The 17981-nt window shown below is 68.5% G+C and carries 16 protein-coding genes; 8 read left to right on the forward strand and 8 right to left on the reverse strand.

The annotated features are described in order from the left end of the window. The first annotated feature begins 193 nt into the window (after positions 1 to 193). The gene (locus NFC98_RS14715; protein WP_254275668.1) at positions 194 to 1135 is read left to right on the forward strand and encodes a LysR family transcriptional regulator; all 942 of its coding nucleotides are present in this window, start codon (positions 194 to 196) and stop codon (positions 1133 to 1135) included. An 11-nt stretch (positions 1136 to 1146) separates the two neighbouring features. Here NFC98_RS14715 and NFC98_RS14720 read toward each other — a convergent pair whose 3' ends face one another. The 6 genes from NFC98_RS14720 to NFC98_RS14745 are packed head-to-tail and all read right to left on the reverse strand — an operon-like array spanning position 1147 to position 6721. After that, on the reverse strand, positions 1147 to 2550 hold the full coding sequence (locus NFC98_RS14720) for an FAD-dependent oxidoreductase (protein ID WP_254275669.1): 1404 nt from the start codon (positions 2548 to 2550) through the stop codon (positions 1147 to 1149). Continuing rightward, on the reverse strand, positions 2550 to 3500 hold the full coding sequence (locus NFC98_RS14725) for a polysaccharide deacetylase family protein (RefSeq protein ID WP_254275670.1): 951 nt from the start codon (positions 3498 to 3500) through the stop codon (positions 2550 to 2552). Before NFC98_RS14725 ends, NFC98_RS14720 begins: the two co-directional genes overlap by 1 nt. Before the next feature lie 3 nt (positions 3501 to 3503). Continuing rightward, positions 3504 to 4454, reverse strand: a complete 951-nt coding sequence (locus NFC98_RS14730; protein WP_254275671.1) for a polysaccharide deacetylase family protein — start codon at positions 4452 to 4454, stop codon at positions 3504 to 3506. Positions 4455 to 4506: 52 nt separating this feature from the next. After that, a complete protein-coding gene (locus NFC98_RS14735; RefSeq protein ID WP_254275672.1) occupies positions 4507 to 5181 on the reverse strand; it encodes an isochorismatase family protein in 675 nt (224 codons plus the stop codon). 49 nt (positions 5182 to 5230) lie between these two features. Further along, positions 5231 to 6106, reverse strand: coding sequence for an oxaloacetate decarboxylase (locus tag NFC98_RS14740; protein ID WP_254275673.1), 876 nt, complete (start codon positions 6104 to 6106; stop codon positions 5231 to 5233). Positions 6107 to 6154: 48 nt separating this feature from the next. Next, the gene (locus NFC98_RS14745; protein ID WP_254275674.1) at positions 6155 to 6721 is read right to left on the reverse strand and encodes a tautomerase family protein; all 567 of its coding nucleotides are present in this window, start codon (positions 6719 to 6721) and stop codon (positions 6155 to 6157) included. Between the two features lie 139 nt (positions 6722 to 6860). On the opposite strand from NFC98_RS14745, the gene NFC98_RS14750 reads away from it, so the two are divergent. The 7 genes from NFC98_RS14750 to katG all read left to right on the forward strand — a co-directional run bounded on the left by NFC98_RS14750 (position 6861) and on the right by katG (position 15298). Continuing rightward, on the forward strand, positions 6861 to 7688 hold the full coding sequence (locus NFC98_RS14750) for a GntR family transcriptional regulator (RefSeq protein ID WP_254275675.1): 828 nt from the start codon (positions 6861 to 6863) through the stop codon (positions 7686 to 7688). A 123-nt stretch (positions 7689 to 7811) separates the two neighbouring features. Then, positions 7812 to 9209, forward strand: coding sequence for a 3-isopropylmalate dehydratase large subunit (gene leuC / locus NFC98_RS14755; RefSeq protein WP_254275676.1), 1398 nt, complete (start codon positions 7812 to 7814; stop codon positions 9207 to 9209). An 11-nt stretch (positions 9210 to 9220) separates the two neighbouring features. Continuing rightward, positions 9221 to 9859, forward strand: coding sequence for a 3-isopropylmalate dehydratase small subunit (gene leuD / locus NFC98_RS14760; protein WP_254275677.1), 639 nt, complete (start codon positions 9221 to 9223; stop codon positions 9857 to 9859). A gap of 72 nt (positions 9860 to 9931) precedes the next feature. Beyond that, positions 9932 to 10933 carry a TRAP transporter substrate-binding protein DctP gene (gene dctP, locus NFC98_RS14765; protein WP_254275678.1) on the forward strand — a complete coding sequence of 334 codons (1002 nt, stop codon included), beginning with the start codon at positions 9932 to 9934 and terminating at the stop codon, positions 10931 to 10933. A gap of 79 nt (positions 10934 to 11012) precedes the next feature. Next, the gene (locus NFC98_RS14770) at positions 11013 to 11519 is read left to right on the forward strand and encodes a TRAP transporter small permease (protein ID WP_254275679.1); all 507 of its coding nucleotides are present in this window, start codon (positions 11013 to 11015) and stop codon (positions 11517 to 11519) included. Next, positions 11519 to 12832 (forward strand): TRAP transporter large permease, encoded by a 1314-nt coding sequence (locus tag NFC98_RS14775; protein ID WP_254275680.1) that lies wholly within the window; start codon positions 11519 to 11521, stop codon positions 12830 to 12832. The genes NFC98_RS14770 and NFC98_RS14775 overlap by 1 nt, the downstream gene beginning before the upstream one ends. A gap of 297 nt (positions 12833 to 13129) precedes the next feature. Further along, the gene (gene katG, locus NFC98_RS14780; RefSeq protein ID WP_254275681.1) at positions 13130 to 15298 is read left to right on the forward strand and encodes a catalase/peroxidase HPI; all 2169 of its coding nucleotides are present in this window, start codon (positions 13130 to 13132) and stop codon (positions 15296 to 15298) included. Between the two features lie 100 nt (positions 15299 to 15398). On the opposite strand, the gene NFC98_RS14785 is transcribed toward katG, so the two are convergent. Both NFC98_RS14785 and NFC98_RS14790 read right to left on the reverse strand, forming a co-directional pair. Then, positions 15399 to 16886 carry a YdiU family protein gene (locus NFC98_RS14785; RefSeq protein WP_254275682.1) on the reverse strand — a complete coding sequence of 496 codons (1488 nt, stop codon included), beginning with the start codon at positions 16884 to 16886 and terminating at the stop codon, positions 15399 to 15401. 117 nt (positions 16887 to 17003) lie between these two features. Beyond that, positions 17004 to 17873, reverse strand: coding sequence for a LysR substrate-binding domain-containing protein (locus tag NFC98_RS14790; RefSeq protein WP_254275683.1), 870 nt, complete (start codon positions 17871 to 17873; stop codon positions 17004 to 17006). Positions 17874 to 17981 lie beyond the last annotated feature (108 nt).

Here is a 17981-nt window from a genome sequence, read left to right on the forward strand (position 1 = left end):
CCCGGGGGATCGGCTTGTTGTTGGACGTTGCCGTGGATCGCCCTGGCATTAGACTTTGTGTGTATAAAAACACGGAAGGTGATGACGTCGAGTCTATCCAGACGTCGGATGGCATGACAACGGGCAGTCGGGCACATTGTTTGTGCGCCTATGCACAACAAGCGGCCTGAACAGGCAACGGCGGGAGGGCCTCATGCTCGACTGGCAGGATATCCAGATCTTTCTCGAGGTGGCGCGCAGCCAGCGGCTCACCGATGCCGCCCGCCGGCTGGGGCTGGACCACTCCACCCTCTCCCGGCGCACGCGGCGCTTCGAGCAGAAGCTCAACACCCAGCTCTTCGAGCGCAGCACCCACGGCTACCACCTCACCGAGGCGGGCCAGCAGCTGCTCGCCCACGCCGAGGAGATGGCCCGCCACGCCTTCGAGGCCGGCGAGAGCCTCACCGACAAGAACCACCAGATCAGCGGCCAGATCCGCCTGGGGGTGACCGAGGGCTTCGGGACCTGGGTGATCGCCCCGCTGCTCTCGGCCTTCTGCGAGCGCCACCCGGGGGTCACCCTGGACCTGCTCGCCCTGCCCCGGGTGGTCAACCTGAGCCGCCACGAGGCGGACCTGGCCATCACCGTGGAGCGCCCGGTGAGCCCGGGGCTGGTGATCTCGCGGCTGTGCGACTACCGGCTGCGGCTCTACGGCAGCGAGGCGTACCTCGCCCGCCACGGCCGGCCGGCGCGGCTCGCCGAGCTGGGCGCCCACCGCCTGGTGGGCTACGTGGACGACCTGATCTTCAGCGAGCAGCTCAGCTACCTGGAGCCGCTGCTCGACCCGGCGGTGGTCGGCCACCCCGGGCCGCACTTCGCCATGCGCAGCACCAGCGTGACCACCCAGCACGCCGCCTGCCTGCACGGGGCGGGGCTGGCCGTGCTGCCCTGCTTCATGGCCAGCGCCGCGGAGACACTCGTGAACGTGCTGGAAGAAGAAGTGGCGATCGACCGCCAGTTCTGGATCACCGCCCGCCAGGAGCAGCGCCGCCTGGCCCGAGTGCGGCTGCTGTGGGACTTCCTGCGCGAGGCGCTGGAGGTCAACCGCGCCTTCCTGATGGGCGAGAGCCGCGAGCTGTACCTGCCCGAGGGGTGACGCGGCCCGCGTCAGCCGCGCAGCAGCTGGCGGGACGCCTCGCGGCCGGCGATGGCGCCCATCACCACGGCGCTGAGCAGGCCATTGCCGGAGAGGTAGCCGCTGTCGTTCGACCCGGACACCCCGCGAGCCGCGCCGCCGGCGGCAAACAGGTTGGGAAGCACCGCCCCGTCGCCCTTGAGGACCCGGGCCCGGGTGTCCACCTCGAGGCCGCCCTGGGTGTGGAACAGGGCGCCGGTGACCCTGATCGCGTGATAGGGCGGTTCCAGCAGGGTCTCGGGCGAGAAGGTGCGCCCGAAGCCGTCGGGCTCGCCGCTCTCGGCCAGCGCCCGCATCTCGGCGAAGGTCGCCTGCAGGGCCGCCGGCGGCATCTCGAGCCCCTCGGCCATGGCCGGAAGGCTGTCGAAGGTGCGCACGGCGCCGGCCTCATGGGCATTGCGGTAGTCCTCGAACTCCAGCGCCGCCTGGTGGATGCGGGCATCGAAGAGGTTCCAGGCGATGCCACCGGGTTGGGCCAGCACCCGGGCGGCCTGCTCGGAGTAGCCGCCATGCTCGCTGGAGAAGCGCCGCCCCTCGCGGTTGACCTGCACGCCCCCGCGCATCATCAGCGCCCAGGAGATCAGCGTCTGGTGGGGCGTGGCCAGGGAGCCGTGTCCCTGGCAGGCGCCCAGGTCCTTGAGGCTGGCACCCATGGCCTCCCCCCACAGCAGGGCATCGCCCTGGTTGCCCTCGTGGCCATAGTAGAGGGCGTCCTTCAGCGAGGGGATATGCCGCGCCACCAGCTCGGGGTTCCCGCCGTAGCCGTTGCAGGCCAGCAGCAGGGCGTCGCAGCCGATGGACTCGCGGCTGCCGTCGGGGCGCTCCAGGGTCACCCCGCGCACGCGGGCCTCGTCATCCACATGCAGGTCGACCACCCGTGCCTGGGTGAGAATATCGATGCCGGCCGCCTCGGCGGCATTGAGCAGGCAGCCCATCAGCTCCTCGCCGGTGCGTCGCGGCGTGGCATGCATACGCATGCGGCTGTGCCCCGGGTAGAGGAAGCCCTCGACCAGGTCGAAGGGGATGCCGTGGGTGTCCGCCAGCCACTCCACCACCCGGCCGGAATAGTCGGCCAGGGCCTGGACGATGGCCGGGTCCGCCTCGTGGCCGTTCTTGGCCTGGATGTCGGCGGCCATCAGCTCGCCGCTGTCTTCCACGCCCTTCTCGGCCTGGAAGCGGGTGCCCGCGGCGGGGATGAAGCCGGACGACATGAAGGTGCTGCCCCGCGGCAGGGCATCTCGCTCCAGCACCACCAGCTCGATGCCGCACTCGTGGGCGGCCAGCGCCGCCACCAGGCCGCAGGCGCCACCGCCGATGATCACCAGCGGCAGGTGGGCCTCGAAGGCCGCTTCTTCGCGGAAGGCCACGATGCCCATCAGCGCGCCTCCTGCCGGCTGGACCGGAAGGCGTCGAGGATCTCGCCGGCCGGGGCCTGCCAGACCGCCTCGTGGTCGGTGATGTGGGCCAGCACCTCCTCCAGGCAGCCGATGCGATGGGGCTGGCCCACCAGCCAGGGATGCAGGTTGAGCGCCAGCAGCCGCCCTCCCTCCCGCCGGGACTCCTCCACCAGGAAGTCGAACGCGTCCTTGACCTGCTCGACCCAGGAGTCCTCGGAGTGCAGGTTCTGGGCCATCACGAACTGGTCCTCGATCTCGGTGGTCAGCGGCATCATGGCGAGCTCGCCCGCCTCGGTGGCGAAAGCGTAGGGCAGCTCGTCGTTGACCCAGTCGGCGCAGTACTCGATGCCGTTCTCGGCGAGCAGGGCGGGGGTGTTCCAGCTCTGGTGCTTGGCCGGGCTCAGCCAGCCGCGGACCGGCTGGCCGGTGAGCGCGCGCAGGGTCGCCACCGAGCGGCGCACGATCTCGGCCTCCTCGTCGCGATCCTGGCCGCCGGTGTGCAGGTGGTCCATGTTCCAGCCGTGGCAGAGGAACTCGCCGCCGAAGGCCTTCAGGCGCTCCAGCAGGTAGGGGGTCTGCTCGGCCAGCTGGGCGTTGATCGCCCAGGTGGGGCGCACGCCGAAGCGCTCGAAGGCCTGCAGCAGGCGATAGATCCCCACCCGGTTGCCGTAGTCACGCAGCGAGTAGTGGCGCAGGTCCGGGTAGGGCATGGTCATGCCGTTGGGCACCTTGAAGGGCACGCCGCGCTGGTTGAGCGGGTAGAACTGCAGCGAGACGTTGATCCATACCGCCAGCGTCCTGCCCTGCGGCCACTGCACGGGCGCGCGATCGGCCAGCATCGACCAGGCGTAGCGGTCATGGTCGTAGCCGTGGCGACGCCAGGGGTAGGTCAGGTAGTCCGGTGCGAGGGACGAGTCTTTCGAGGACATGGCTCAGTGCCTCCCGGCCGCGGCGGCCTTGGCAGCGATGTCGTCCAGGGCGGCATCGTGGTGGTTCTCGAGGTAGTGCCGGGCGATCTCGCGGCCGGTGGCCACCCAGACGTCGCTGTGCCCGGTGATGTACTCCAGCGCCTCCTCGAAGGCCTTGATGCGATGCGGGCAGCTGATCTGGTAGTTGTGGGTCGGGATGCACATCACCGTGCCCGACTCGGCCCCCTCGGCGTAGAGCCGGTCGAAGTGACGCTTGAGCATCGTCAGATAGTGGCGAGGCTCCACCTTGTTCACCGCATAGACGATGGTGTCGTTCATCTCCAGCGAATAGGGCACCGAGACGAAGCGGCGGCCGGAGCGCAGCCGGATCGGGGTCGGCTGGTCGTCGTGGAAGAGGTCGCAGGTGTAGATGCCGCCCTCCTCGCCGAACAGCTCCTGGCCCACCTCGGCGAAGAGGTCCAGGGTGCGCTCCGAATGGGAGAGCGCCGGGGCCAGGTAGCCGGCACACTTCTGGCCGGTATGGCGGTGGATGGTCTCGATGCCGTCACGGATCATCTCCCGCTCCTGGGCCTCGCTCATGCCGTAGGTGTAGCGGGTGTTGTAGATGCCGTGGCTGAAGAACTCCCAGTCGCGCTCGCGGCACATCTCGATGATCTCGGGGTGATGCTCGCAGAGCGCCACCGACAGCGACACCGAGCCGCGAATGCCGTACTTGTCGAGCAGCGCCATCTGGCGCCGGTGGCCCACCCGGTTGCCGTAGTCGCGGATGCTGTAGCCGGGCACCGAGGGATGCGGTGTCGGCCATGGCTTGCGCTGCGGGTTCGGCGGCGGGTCGAGCTCGTAGTACTCGATGTTGGGGGCCACCCAGAAGGCGACCCGTGCCCCGCCCGGCCAGGTGATCCTGGGCCGATTCTCCCAGGGCCAGTAGTCGTACGCGCCCAGTGTTTCCTTCATGCTCGCTCTCCTCCTCCGCTCTCGCCGCTTGCCGCTTTCGCCGACGGCCGGCTCAGGGCTGCTCGGCAGTGCGTGACTCAAGCCAGCTCAGCACGTCCGCCACCGGCATGACGTCGGCGTACTTGAGGTGCAGGTCGGTCAGGTTGGCGTAGTGGTAGCTCTCGTGCTTGTCGGCCACGCACTCCATGGGGACGATGGTGCGATAGCCCCGCGACAGGCTCTCCACCGCGGTGGCGCGGATGCAGCCGGAGGTGGAGCCGCCGGTGACGATCACGGTGTCGACCTGGTGCCACACCAGCAGCGACTGCAGCGGGGTCTCGAAGAACGCCGAGGGCATGCGCTTGGTGTAGACGACGTCGCTCGGCTCGATCTCCACCCGCTCGTCGAAGGCGGCGCGGTCGGAACCGTACTTGATGTTCTGCAGCGAGTCGGGGGTATCGGTGCGGGTGCCCCAGACGCCGGCATCCTCGGCGGAATCGAGGAAGGCCACGTGGGTCCAGACCACCGGCCAGCCGAGTGCCCGGAAGGCGCGGGCCAGCTGGTTCACGTGGTCGAGCTGGCGGGGGTCGGTCTCGTAGGCGGTCTTGTAGAGGTCGGTGCGGGTGTAGGCCTTCTGCGGGTCGACGTTGACCAGCACCGCCTTGTTGCCGAACCCGAAGGGCACGCGCTGGGGGTTGGCCATGACCTCGTGGAAGAGCTCCTTGGCGGTCTTGTCGGTCGTGATCATCGGGGTCCTCCCGGAGTGTGGTGGGCCGGGCGCCTGGAGGCGCCCGGCGTCAGCGCTTTTCGTATTTCTGGCCCAGCTCCAGCATGGTCTGGGTGCCGAGATAGTCATTGAGCTGGGTGAAGTCGAGCATCCGGTCGCGGAAGGCGTCCGTGGTGCCGTCCCGGCGCAGGGTCTCGAAGAACCGGCTGGCCATGTGGGTGACCGCGCGGACCAGGGCACCGGGGAAGATTACCAGCGAGAAGCCCAGCGCCTGCAGCGCCTCGGCGTTCTGCAGCGGAGTGTCGCCGCCCTCCACCATGTTCGCCATGATCGGCACCCGGCCGCGGAACTCGGCCATGATCCGGGCGATGTCCTCGTCGCTGCGGATGCCCTCGATGAACAGCATGTCGACCCCCGCCTCGCGATAGGCCCGGGCCCGCTCGATGGCAGCGTCGGTGCCCTCCACGGCCAGGGCATCGGTGCGGCCGATGATCAGCGTCTCGTCGCTCTGGCGGGCATCCAGTGCCGCCTTCAGCTTGCCGACCATCTCGCCGGTGGGCACCAGGGTCTTGCCGCGCAGGTGGCCGCAGCGCTTGGGATAGGTCTGGTCCTCGAGCTGGATGGCACTGGCGCCGGAGCGCTCCAGCATGCGCACGCTGCGCATCACGTTCATGGCGTTGCCGAAGCCGGTGTCGCAGTCCACCACGATGGAGGCCTCGGTGCGTTCGCGGATGTGCGCCAGGGCGTCGTTGACCTCGGAGAGGCTGAGCAGCCCGATATCCGGGCGCCCCAACTGGGTGTAGGCCAGGCTGGCGCCGGAGAGGTAGACGGTATCGAAGCCGGCCTGCTCGGCGAGCGACGCCCCCAGGGCATCATAGACACCGGGGGCGACGACGATCTCGGGAGCGAGCAGCCGTGCCTTGAGACCGTTGGCGGATGGGGTCATGGCAGTGGAGTTCCTCGTGTGCAGGGGGAGTCGGGGGGATGGCAGGCCTCAGGTGCGTGCCAGCGCCAGGTCGTTCCAGACACGCTGCCGGGAGAGCTTGCCGTCTCGCACCTCGAAACGGTCGATGAAGCGGACGCCGTCGAACGCCGTGCCATCCGGCCACTCGCCGTAAAGCTCGCCGTGGCAGACCACCACCGCGTGGTCCCCCTTGTCGCAGCAGTCGACGTCGATGAAGCGCTTCTTCACGAAGCGGTAGCGACCGCGCGCCCAGGCCACCAGCTCGTCCAACCGGGACATCACGCCGCTGCCGGGAAACTCCATCGTGAAGTCGTCGGCGAGCAGGCTCGACGCAAGCGCCAGGTCGCGGGCCTCCATGGCGTCCAGGAAGGTGCGCACCAGCGCCTCGGGGCCGGGCGGCGCCGCGGCTTCGGCGCCGGGCACGCGGGAGCGCCCGCCGCGCATGTAGCCGTCGGGCTCGACCTCGTGGAGGAAGATGGTGATGGCATCCGGATCCGCATCGATCGTCTGGCGAACGGCATCGGTCAATCGCGAGCAGAGCCGCTGCCTGAGCTCGCTGGAGTAGCCGCTGATCAGACTGACCTGTACGACGGGCATGGTCGCCTCCCCGGGGTTGTTATCCTTGTTGTCTACCGTTGTCACTCTCGCATGGCACAGCAACCTGTACTATGCATAATACATTTCTATGTCCACTTGACTGCCGCCGTCAAGTGCCGGAAACGATCGGGGTATGGCCATGAACGACGCGCACGTGACCTCCGTGGGAGGCACCAAGTCCCACCGCATCTTCCTGCTGCTCAAGGACGCGATCCTCAGCGGACGCCTGCCGCCGGGGCGCAAGCTGCCCGGGGAGATCAAGCTCGCCGAGCAGCACGGGGTGTCGCGGGTCACCGTCCGGCGCGCCATGGAGGCACTGCGCGAGGCGGGGATGGTGGACCGCCGGCCGGGGCTCGGCACCGTGGTGCTCGAGCAGCCGCTGGATGCCACGGTGATGACGGCCAGCGTCTCCAACCTGCTGCCCAACATGGTCAAGATGAGCCAGGCCTCGCGGGTGCGGCTGCTGGAGTTCAGCTACGTGAAGCCCCCGGAGGCGGTGCGCGACAGCCTGGGGCTCGACGGCGGCGAGCGGGTGCAGCGCTCCATCCGGGTACGCATGGCCGACGACAAGCCGTTCTCCTACCTGGTGACCCACGTGCCGGAGTACATCGCCCTGCACTACAACGAGGCGGACCTCTCCAGCATGCCGCTGTTCGCCCTGCTGGAGCGCAGCGGCGTGAGGGTCGACCACGCCTCCCAGACGATCTCGGCAATCCTGGCCACCCACGAGGTCGCCGAGGCGCTGGACGTGTCCGTGGGCTCGCCGCTCATCTCCCTGACCCGCGTGGTCTACGACGAGGAGGGACGGGGCGTGGAGCATCTGGATGCGCTCTACCGACCGGATCGCTACCGCATCCAGATCGACCTCAACCGCACGGGCGACGAGGAGTCGCGCTACTGGGAACCCATGGCACCGGAGACGGAACCGGCCGGCCGTGCGCGGGCCGACGCCGCCGGCAACCGATGACCTGTCCTATTTTTAATACAGCTAGAAAACGATAAAAAATACATTTGACCTGTGCCATGTAGCTGCGCTAGTTGTATCTGACACGCCAGCCATCACGATTCCGACAGGCCGAGCCAAGCGATCATGACGACACCCACCACGCTGTTCGACAAGGTATGGGACGCCCACGAGATCCACCGCACCGACGGTGGCGAGAGCCTGCTGTGGATCGACAGGCACTTCGTGCACGAGGGTTCGTTCCACGCCTTCAACAAGCTGCGCGAGCGTGGGCTGCCCGTGGCGCGACCGGACCTGACCTTCGGCATCGCCGATCACTACGTGCCGACACTGACGCGCCGACTCGGCGACATCGCCGATGCCAAGGTCCGCGGCATGATCGAACAGCTCTCCGACAATACCCGGGAGCACGGCATCACCCTGTTCGGCCTGGACGACCCCCGCCAGGGCATCGTCCACGTGCTCGGCCCCGAGCAGGGCCTGACACAGCCGGGCCTGCTGATGGTGTGCGGCGACAGCCACACCTCCACCCATGGCGCCTTCGGCAGCATCGCCTTCGGCATCGGCGCCTCGGAAGTGGCCCACGTGCTGGCCACCCAGACCCTGTGGCAGACGCGGCCGAAGCAGATGCGCCTGACCATCGAGGGCACCCTGCCCCCCGGCATCACCGCCAAGGACATCGCCCTGACCTGGATCGCCCGACTGGGCGCTGACGGCGCCCGCGGCCACGCCATCGAGTACGCCGGCAGCGCCATCCGCGCGCTCTCCATGGAGGCGCGGCTGACCCTGTGCAACCTCTCCATCGAGGGCGGCGCCCGCTGCGGCATGATCGCGCCCGACGCCACCACCTTCGACTACCTGCGCGGCCGACCCTTCGCCCCCCGCGGGGAGGCGTGGGACCAGGCCGTCGCCAGCTGGAAGGCCCTGGCGAGCGACGCCGATGCCCGCTTCGACCGCGAGGTGTCGCTGGACGCCAGCGAGATCGCCCCCACCGTGACCTGGGGCGTCTCCCCGGAGGAGGCCCTGCCCATCGACCGCTGCGTCCCCGACCCCGCCGACCAGCCCGATGCCGGCAAGGCGCGCCAGGTGCGCGACAGCCTCGAGTACATGGGCCTCGAGCCGGGCCAGAAGCTGACCGATATCCGCATCGACCGGGTGTTCATCGGCTCCTGCACCAACGCCCGCATCGAGGACCTCCGGGCGGCGGCCGACGTGCTGCGGGGCCGGCGCAGCCGGGTCCCGGGCATCGTGGCGCCCGGCTCCACCCAGGTGAAGCACCAGGCGGAGGCCGAGGGCCTCGACCGCGTCTTCGTGGAGGCCGGCCTCGAGTGGCGGGAATCCGGCTGCTCGATGTGCGTGGGCATGAACGGCGACCTGGTGCCCAGCGGGGAGCGCTGCGCCTCCACCACCAACCGCAACTTCAAGGGCCGCCAGGGGCCGGGCGCCAGGACCCACCTGATGTCCCCGGCCATGGTGGCCGCCGCCGCCGTGGCCGGCCACCTGGCCGACATCCGCGAACTCTGAGGGGAGCCCCGATGGAACCCATCAAGACCCTGGAGGCCCTGGCCTGCCCGCTGGCGCTGGCCAATGTCGATACCGACCAGCTGATCCCGGCGCGCTTCATGAAGGAGCCGCGCAGCGTCGGCTACGGGCAGTTCCTGCTCCACGACCTGCGTCACGACGAGGCCGGCACGCCGCGCGAGGGCTTCATCCTCAACCATCCCGAGGCCGGCGAGGCGAGGATCCTGGTGGCCCGCCGCAACTTCGGGGCCGGCTCCTCCCGGGAGGCCGCGGTCTATGCCCTGGTGGACTTCGGCTTCCGCTGCGTGATCGCCCCGAGCTTCGGCGACATCTTTTCCTCCAATGCGGTCAACAACGGCCTGCTGCCGGCTACGCTTCCTGAAGCGGATATCGAACGCCTGCTCGAACACCTGGGCAACGCGCCCGGGCCGCTTCGGGTGGATCTGGAGGCGTGCCGCATCCAGGCCGGGGACCTGGTGCTGGCATTCACGATCGCGCCGGGCTGGCGCACCAAGCTGCTCAACGGCTGGGACGATATCGACCTGACTCGACAGCATGCCGACGAGATCGCGCGGTTTGCCGCCGACTACGCCAGGCAGCGTCCCTGGCTCGACACGACGGCCCCCGGGGAGAACGTCATCACCCGAGGGTAGCGCTGACGCCCGCCCCGCAGGGGCAACGACAACCGGCAAGACCAAGACCCGCTGTTCACAAGGAGAACAACCATGAACAAGGCACTCATCGCCCCCCTGGGCCTCGCCGTCCTGATGGCCTCCGGCCATGCCCTGGCCGAGGACCGCATCAGCGCGGTCCATGCCTTCCCGCCCTCGCTGATCTACACCCAGAGCTTCCTCGAGTTCGTCGACAAGGTGAACGAGCGCGGCGAAGGGGTGGTGCAGATCGACGTGCGCGGCGGCCCGGAGGTGATCGGCCTCTCCGAGCAGCCGGATGCCGTGCGCAACGGCGTGGTGGACATGGCCTACACCGCGGCCAGCTTCTACGCCGGCACCGTGCCGGAGCGCGACGCCATGGTCGCCTCCAACACCAACGCCATCTTTGCCCGGGAGAACGGCGGCATCGACCTGCTCAACCGGATCCATCAGGAGAAGATGGGCACCTACTACCTGGGCTGGTTCGACAGCGGCGTCAGCTACAACCTCTACACCATCAACGAGCCGCGCCTGGACGACGATGGCAATCTCAGCGTCTCCGGCCTGACCCTGCGCAGCAACCCGGTCTATGACGCCTTCTTCCAGGACTACCTGGGCGCCCAGCCGATCAGCCTGCCCACCACCGACGTCTACTCCGCCCTGGAGCGCAACGTGGTCAACGCCACCGGCTGGACCCAGATCGGCCTGAAGGACCTCAACTGGGACCGCTTCCTGAACTACCGCATCGATCCCGCGTTCTTCTCCACCGACATGGGCGTGATCGTCAACCTGGACAGCTGGAACCGGCTCAGCGACGAGTCCCGGGAGCTTCTCCAGGCCGTCGCCATCGAGCACGAGCGGGAGAGCGCCGAGCGCTTCGAGGTGCTGGCCCAGGAGCAGCAGGCCGAGCTGGAAGCCGACGGCATGCAGGTCTTCCGCCTGGAGGGCGAGGCCGGCGCCACCTTCTCGGAAGCCGCCCGCGAGGCCACCTGGGAGCGCATGCGTCGCCAGATGGAGCGTCACCCCATGGGCCTCGAGCACTACGACGAGCTGATCGAGAAGTTCAACGACCTCTGAGCCGCCGGGGCCGGTCGCCACGCGGCCGGCCCCCGCCCTGCGGCCGCTCATCCCCTCCCCTCGCGCCCGGTAACCCCCTATGCGTTACGCCAGTCGTGCATACCTGCTGCTGCTCAACGGCATGGCCCTGGTCGCCGCCATCATGCTGGTCTGGCTGATGGTGGCCATCGTGCTCTCCGTGGTGATCAGAAACCTCGGCCTGCAGCCCTCGGCCTGGTTCTTCCTCTCCACCGAGTACGCCATGTTCTACCTCACCCTGCTGGGCGCGCCCTGGCTGGTCAGGCACAAGGGACACGTGCATATCGAGCTGCTCACCTCGGTGCTGCCGCCGGCGGCCCTTCAGGTGCTCAGCCGCCTGGTGGCGCTGCTGTGCGTCATGGTCTGCGTGGTGCTGGCCTGGAAGGGGTATGACCTGGTGTCGATGAACCTGGCGCGCAACGACTACGACGTGCGCGCCTTCTTCGTGCCCAAGTGGATCCTCACCGTTGCCTACCCGGTGTGCTTCTCCATGATGGCCATCGAGTTCGCCCGCTTCGTGGTCGGGCGGGACATCCTTCACAGCGGCGAAGCGGGGATCAAGGAATAATGGAATGGTATCTGGCCCTGGCCTTTCTCCTGGCCCTGATTCTCGGCTTCATGGCCATCGGCACGCCGATCGCCCTGGCCTTCCTGGCCGCCAACGTCATCGGCGCCTGGCACTTCATGGGCGGCCAGAACGGCATCATCCAGATGCTCAACAACGGCTTCGGCGCCCTTTCCAGCTTCAACCTGGTGCCGATCCCGCTGTTCCTGCTGATGGGTGAGCTGTTCTTCCGCACCGGCCTGGGCATGCGGATGTTCAACGCCATCGACCAGCTGATGGGCAAGGTCCCGGGGCGGCTCTCCTACGTCACCGTGGTGGGCGGCACGGGCTTCTCGACCCTGAGCGGCTCGTCGATGGGCTCGACCGCCCTGATGGGCTCGCTGCTGGTGCCAGAGATGGAGCGCCGCGGCTACAAGAAGCGCATGGCCATCGGTCCGATCCTGGGCACCGGCGGGCTGGCCATCATCATCCCGCCCTCGGCGCTGGCGGTGCTGCTGGCGACCCTGGCCAAGGTCGATATCGGTGCCCTGCTGATCGCCGGCATCATGCCCGGCCTGGTGCTGGCCGGGCTCTACATCGCCACCATATGGATCCAGACGCGGCTCGACCCCGAGGCGGCGCCCAACTACGAGCTCGAGCCGGTCCCGCTCAAGCAGAAGCTGCTGCTGGTAGTCACCGACATCCTGCCGATGATCAGCGTCATGGTGTTCATCGTCGCGCTGATGCTGCTGGGCTTCGCCACCCCATCCGAGGCGGCGGCCTTCGGCGCCCTGGGCGCCATCGTGCTGGCGACGATCTTCCGCTGCATGACCTGGGAGGCCTTCAAGCTGTCGGTGATCGGGGCGCTCAAGGTCACCCTGATGGCCTACCTGATCGTCTTCGGCTCCGCTACCTTCAGCCAGCTGCTGGCCTTCTCGGGCGCCTCCAGCGGCCTGATCCAGTGGGCCACCAGCTTCGACCTGGCGCCGATCCTGATGCTGCTCGCCATGTTCGCCGTGCTGCTGGTGCTGGGCACCTTCATGGAGCAGATCTCCATCATGATGCTGACGGTGCCGTTCTTCTTCCCGCTGGCCCAGGCGCTCGGCTTCGATCCCGTCTGGTTCGGCATCATCATGCTGCTGGCGCTGGAGATCAGCTTCTCCACCCCGCCGCTGGGTCTGCTGCTGTTCGTGATGAAGGGGGTGGCCCCCAAGGGCACCACCATGCGCGAGATCTATGCCGCGGCGATCCCCTACATCCTCTGCTCGATGCTGCTGGTGGCCCTGTTGATCCTCTTCCCGGGGATCGCGACCTGGCTCCCCGGCATGCTGAACTGACCGCCCCTGGCCGGCGACACCGGTGCCCTCCAACGGCAGGCATGCCTCTCGGCAGTGCCTGCCCGTGCGCGTGGCACTTCGTCGCTCCCTCTCCGATAAAGATTGGCTATCGAGGCGGTCGGCAATCTCGCATTGTGCTAATGGATACTTCGGGCGTAGCTTGAGGGTATAAGGACGCGGAGCCGCGGCCATGGCCACCGGGTGGCCGAGGGTTGACGCGGCTCATTGTCCCTCCGAGCGGCCATCGTCTATACAGAGGTGGCGGTTCCACCAACGCAGCCAAGATTGGAGAGCGATATGGGTGATCAGCAGAACACTGGCAAGTGTCCGGTGATGCACGGTTCCAACACGCAGGAGAAGGCGGATGTGGTCGCCTGGTGGCCGGAGTCCCTGAACCTCGACATCCTCCATCAGCACGATCGCAAGACCAATCCGATGGGCGAGGACTTCGACTATCGCGAGGAGGTCAGGAAGCTCGACTTCGACGCGCTCAAGAAGGACATGCATGCCCTGATGACCGACAGCCAGGAGTGGTGGCCGGCCGACTGGGGGCACTATGGCGGCCTGATGATCCGCATGGCCTGGCACGCCGCGGGCACCTATCGCCTCGCCGACGGCCGTGGTGGCGGCGGCACCGGCAACCAGCGCTTCGCCCCGCTCAACTCCTGGCCGGACAACGGCAACCTGGACAAGGCCCGTCGCCTGCTGTGGCCGCTCAAGAAGAAGTACGGCAACAAGATCAGCTGGGCCGACCTCTTCATCCTGGCCGGCAACGTGGCCTACGAATCCATGGGCTTCAAGACCTTCGGCTTCTCCTTCGGCCGCGAGGACATCTGGCACCCCGAGAAGGACATCTACTGGGGCGCCGAGAAGGAGTGGCTGGCACCTTCGGATAGCCGCTACGAGAACGTCGACAAGCCCGACACCATGGAGAACCCGCTGGCCGCCGTCCAGATGGGCCTGATCTACGTGAACCCGGAAGGGGTCAACGGCCAGCCCGATCCGCTCAAGACCGCCGAGCAGGTCCGCGTCACCTTCGCCCGTATGGCGATGAACGATGAGGAGACCGCAGCGCTGACCGCCGGCGGTCACACCGTCGGCAAGACCCACGGCAACGGCGATGCCGAGGCGCTGGGCCCGGAGCCGGAAGGCGCCGACATCGAGGCCCAAGGCTTCGGCTGGCTCAACCCCAACATGGACGGCAAGGCGACCAACGCGGTCACCTCGGGCATCGAGGGCGCCTGGACCACCAACCCCACCGTGTTCGACATGGGCTACTTCGAGCTGCTGTTCGGCTACGAGTGGGAGCTGAAGAAGAGCCCCGCCGGCGCCTGGCAGTGGGAGCCCATCGACATCAAGGAGGAGCACAAGCCGGTCGATACCACCGATCCGTCCAAGCGCCACAACCCGATCATGACCGATGCGGACATGGCGATGAAGATGGATCCCAAGTACCGGGCCATCTGCGAGAAGTTCATGGCGGACCCGGAGTACTTCAAGGACTGCTTCGCCCGCGCCTGGTTCAAGCTGACCCACCGCGACATGGGACCGAAGTCCCGCTACATCGGCCCGGAAGTCCCGGCCGAGGACCTGATCTGGCAGGACCCGGTGCCGGCCGGCAAGTCCGACTACGACGTTGACGCGGTCAAGGCGAAGATCGCCGATGCCGGCCTCTCCCTCAACGAGCTGGTCAGCACCGCCTGGGACAGCGCCCGCACCTACCGCGGCTCCGACATGCGCGGCGGCGCCAACGGTGCTCGGATCCGCCTGGCACCGCAGAAGGACTGGGAAGGCAATGAGCCGCAGCGCCTGGCCAAGGTGCTGAAGGTCTACGAGCAGATCTCCGCCGAGACCGGCACCAGCATCGCCGACGTGATCGTGCTCGGCGGCAACCTGGGCATCGAGCAGGCCGCCAGGGCCGCGGGCCATGATGTCCAAGTGCCCTTCCTCAAGGGCCGCGGCGACGCCACCGACGAGATGACCGACGCCGAGTCCTTCGAGCCGCTGGAGCCGCTGGCCGATGGCTTCCGCAACTGGCAGAAGAAGGACTACGTGGTCAAGCCGGAGGAGATGCTGCTCGACCGCGCCCAGCTGATGGGCCTGAGTGCACCGGAAATGACCGTGCTGCTGGGCGGCATGCGGGTGCTGGGCACCAACCATGGCGGCACCCACCACGGCGTGTTCACCGACCGCGTGGGTCAGCTGACCAACGACTTCTTCGTCAACCTGACCGACATGGCGAACCGCTGGGAGCCCACCGGCAAGAACGCCTACAACATCGTGGATCGCAAGAGCGGAAGCACGAAGTTTACCGCGACCCGCGTCGACCTGGTGTTCGGCTCCAACTCCATCCTGCGCGCCTACGCCGAGCTCTACGCCCAAGATGACAACCAGGAGAAGTTCGTGAAGGACTTCGTCGCCGCCTGGACCAAGGTGATGAACGCCGACCGCTTCGACGTCGCGTAACGCCGCTGGAAGGACCGGGGAGACCCGGCCACGCCTGCCGATACAGAGACGCCCGGGAAAACCCGGGCGTCTTTTTGGGTGCAGGGGTTTCCGCGGTGGCTCAGGTACCGCAGAAGGTGCGGAAGACCCGCTCGGTGGGCGGCGCCGGCTGCGCATATTCCTCTCGACCCGGCTGTTCGGTGAAGGGCTCGGCCAGCACCTCCGCCAGGGCCTCGAAGGGGCCGAAGTCGTCGTGCTCCGCCGCCGCAGCGATCGCCCGCTCCACCTGGTGGTTGCGCGGGATGTAGAGCGGATTGACCGCCTCCATGCGCGCGGCGATCGCCAGCGGCGACGCCTCCTCCCGGGCCAGGCGCTCGCGCCAGCGCGGCAGCCACGCCCGCAGCGTCCCGTCGGTCTCGAACAGCGCGAGCAGCGCGGGGGCGTCCTCCTCCACCGCCTGGGCGAGGCGGCGGAAGGCCAGGGTGAAGTCGGCACGGCCGGCATGCATCGCCTCGAGGAAGGTCTCGGCCAGCTCGCGGTCCCCCGCCTCTTCCCTGGCGAGCCCGAGCTTCTCGCGCATCACCGCCAGCCATTCGGCCTCATAGCGCGGCTCATAGCGCTTGATCACCTCGGTGGCCTGCTCGATCGCCCGCTGCGGGTCGTCGTCGATCAGCGGAATCAGCGTCTCGGCCAGCCGCGCCAGGTTCCACTGAGCAAGCCACGGCTGGTTGCGGTAGGCGTAGCGCCCCTGCTCGTCGATGGAGCTGAACACCATCGCCGGGTCATGGGCCTCCATGAAGGCGCAGGGGCCGTAGTCGATGGTCTCGCCGGAGATGGTGCAGTTGTCGGTGTTCATCACCCCGTGGATGAAGCCGAGCCCCATCCACTTCGCCACCAGCGCCGCCTGCCGTCCGGCCACGGCCTCCAGCAGGGCCAGATAGCGCTCCCCCTGATCCACCTCGGCGAGTTCGGGCCCCGGAAGATGTGGATAGTGGCGCTCGATGGCCAGGTCGGCGAGCGTCCTGATCGCCTCAAGGTCGTCCCGGGCCGCGAAGTACTGGAAGGTGCCCACCCGCAGGTGGCTCGACGCCACCCGGGTCAGCACCGCGCCGGGCTCCGGCACCCGGCGGAACACCCGCTCGCCGGTGATCACCGCGGCCAGCGCCCGGGTGGTGGGCACGCCGAGGCGGTACATCGCCTCGCTGACCAGGTACTCGCGCAGCACGGGTCCCAGCGGTGCCCGACCGTCCGCGCCCCGGGAGAAGGGCGTCATCCCGGCCCCCTTGAGCTGGATATCGCGCAGCCGCCCGTCGCGGTCGGTCACCTCGCCCAGCAGCACCGCCCGGCCGTCGCCGAGACGCGGGTTGAAGTGGCCGAACTGGTGGCCGGCATAGGCCTGGGCCAGCGGCTCGGCGCCGGCCGGCACGACGTTGCCGGCGAACCATTCGGCGGCCCGCGCCTCATCGAAATCGGCGAGGTCGAATCCCAGCTGCTCGGCCAGCGCCCGGTTGAAGGCGACCAGCCGCGGCGCAGGGACCGGCACGGGGTCGAAACGCTCGTAGAAACGCCCGGGCAGGCGGGCATAGCGAAGGGTGAACTCGGGAAACATGGCGGCTCCAGTCGCGGGCCAGGGTGGCCGGGGAATCAATACCCGAGTATAACGCTCGGGATTGATCCTTTCGACCTATCGCCGCCATAGCGCGGCGAGGCGTCGCCGCGGGCCGATTCAGGGCCTTGCCGCCGGCGCCAGCGCCTCGCGGATCAGCTCGGCCAGGCGTCGGGCGGGTTCGGTGGGGCGTCGGGCGGCGCGGTGCAGGGCCAGCTCCACGGCGGGAAGCCCCGGCAGGCCGCTGGATTCATCCAGGGCGCGCAGCTGGGGGCCGAGCATGCTGCGGGTGACCACCACGATGGCCAGCCCCGCCTGTACCACCGGCGAGAGGCCGGCCATGGACTGGCTGGTGTAGGCCACCCGCCAGTCGCGCCCCGCCGCGGCCAGGGCCTCCTCGGCCACCTCGCGGAACAGGTCCGCCCCCGGGGAGTAGAGCGCCAGCGGCAGCGGGTCGGTCAGCGGCGGCTGGCGCTCCAGCCCCACCGCCCAGGCCAGCGGCTCGCGGCGGATCACCTCGCCGCCAGGCGAACGGCGCTGGCGCGTCACCAGCGCCAGGTCCAGCTCGTCGGCACGCACCCGCTCCACCAGGTCGGCGCTGGTGCCGCAGGTCACCTGCAGGCCCACGTCCGGATAGAGCTGGTGGAACCAGGAGAACACCGCGGTAAGCAGGCTGGCGTAGTCCTCGGGGATTCCCAGGTTGAGCTCCCCGGTGATGCGCCGGGCGCGCATGTCGGCCAGTGCCTCGTCGTTGAGGGCCAGCAGCCGGCGGGCGTGCCCCAGCAGCCGCTCCCCCTCGGCGGTGAAGCGCAGCCGGCGGCCTTCCCGCTCGTGCAGCGCCACGCCCAGCGCGCGCTCCAGGCGCGAGAGCTGCATGCTCACCGTGGACTGGGTATAGGCCAGGCGTCGCGCCGCGGCGGTGACACTGCCGGTATCGGCGATGGCCACCAGGGTCCGCAGCAGGGCGAGGTCGAGGGTCGGGGCGCGCATGAAGCATCAAGTTCCTTGATGAATGACTTCAATAAAGATCGTTATCCTGATGAGTATGCAGTGGCTAGCATGGCGGCGTCACCCACAAGCCCCATGCGCAGGAGGCCA

The sequence above is a fragment of the Halomonas sp. 3H genome (genome assembly GCF_024206005.1).
Lineage (GTDB): Bacteria > Pseudomonadota > Gammaproteobacteria > Pseudomonadales > Halomonadaceae > Halomonas > Halomonas campaniensis.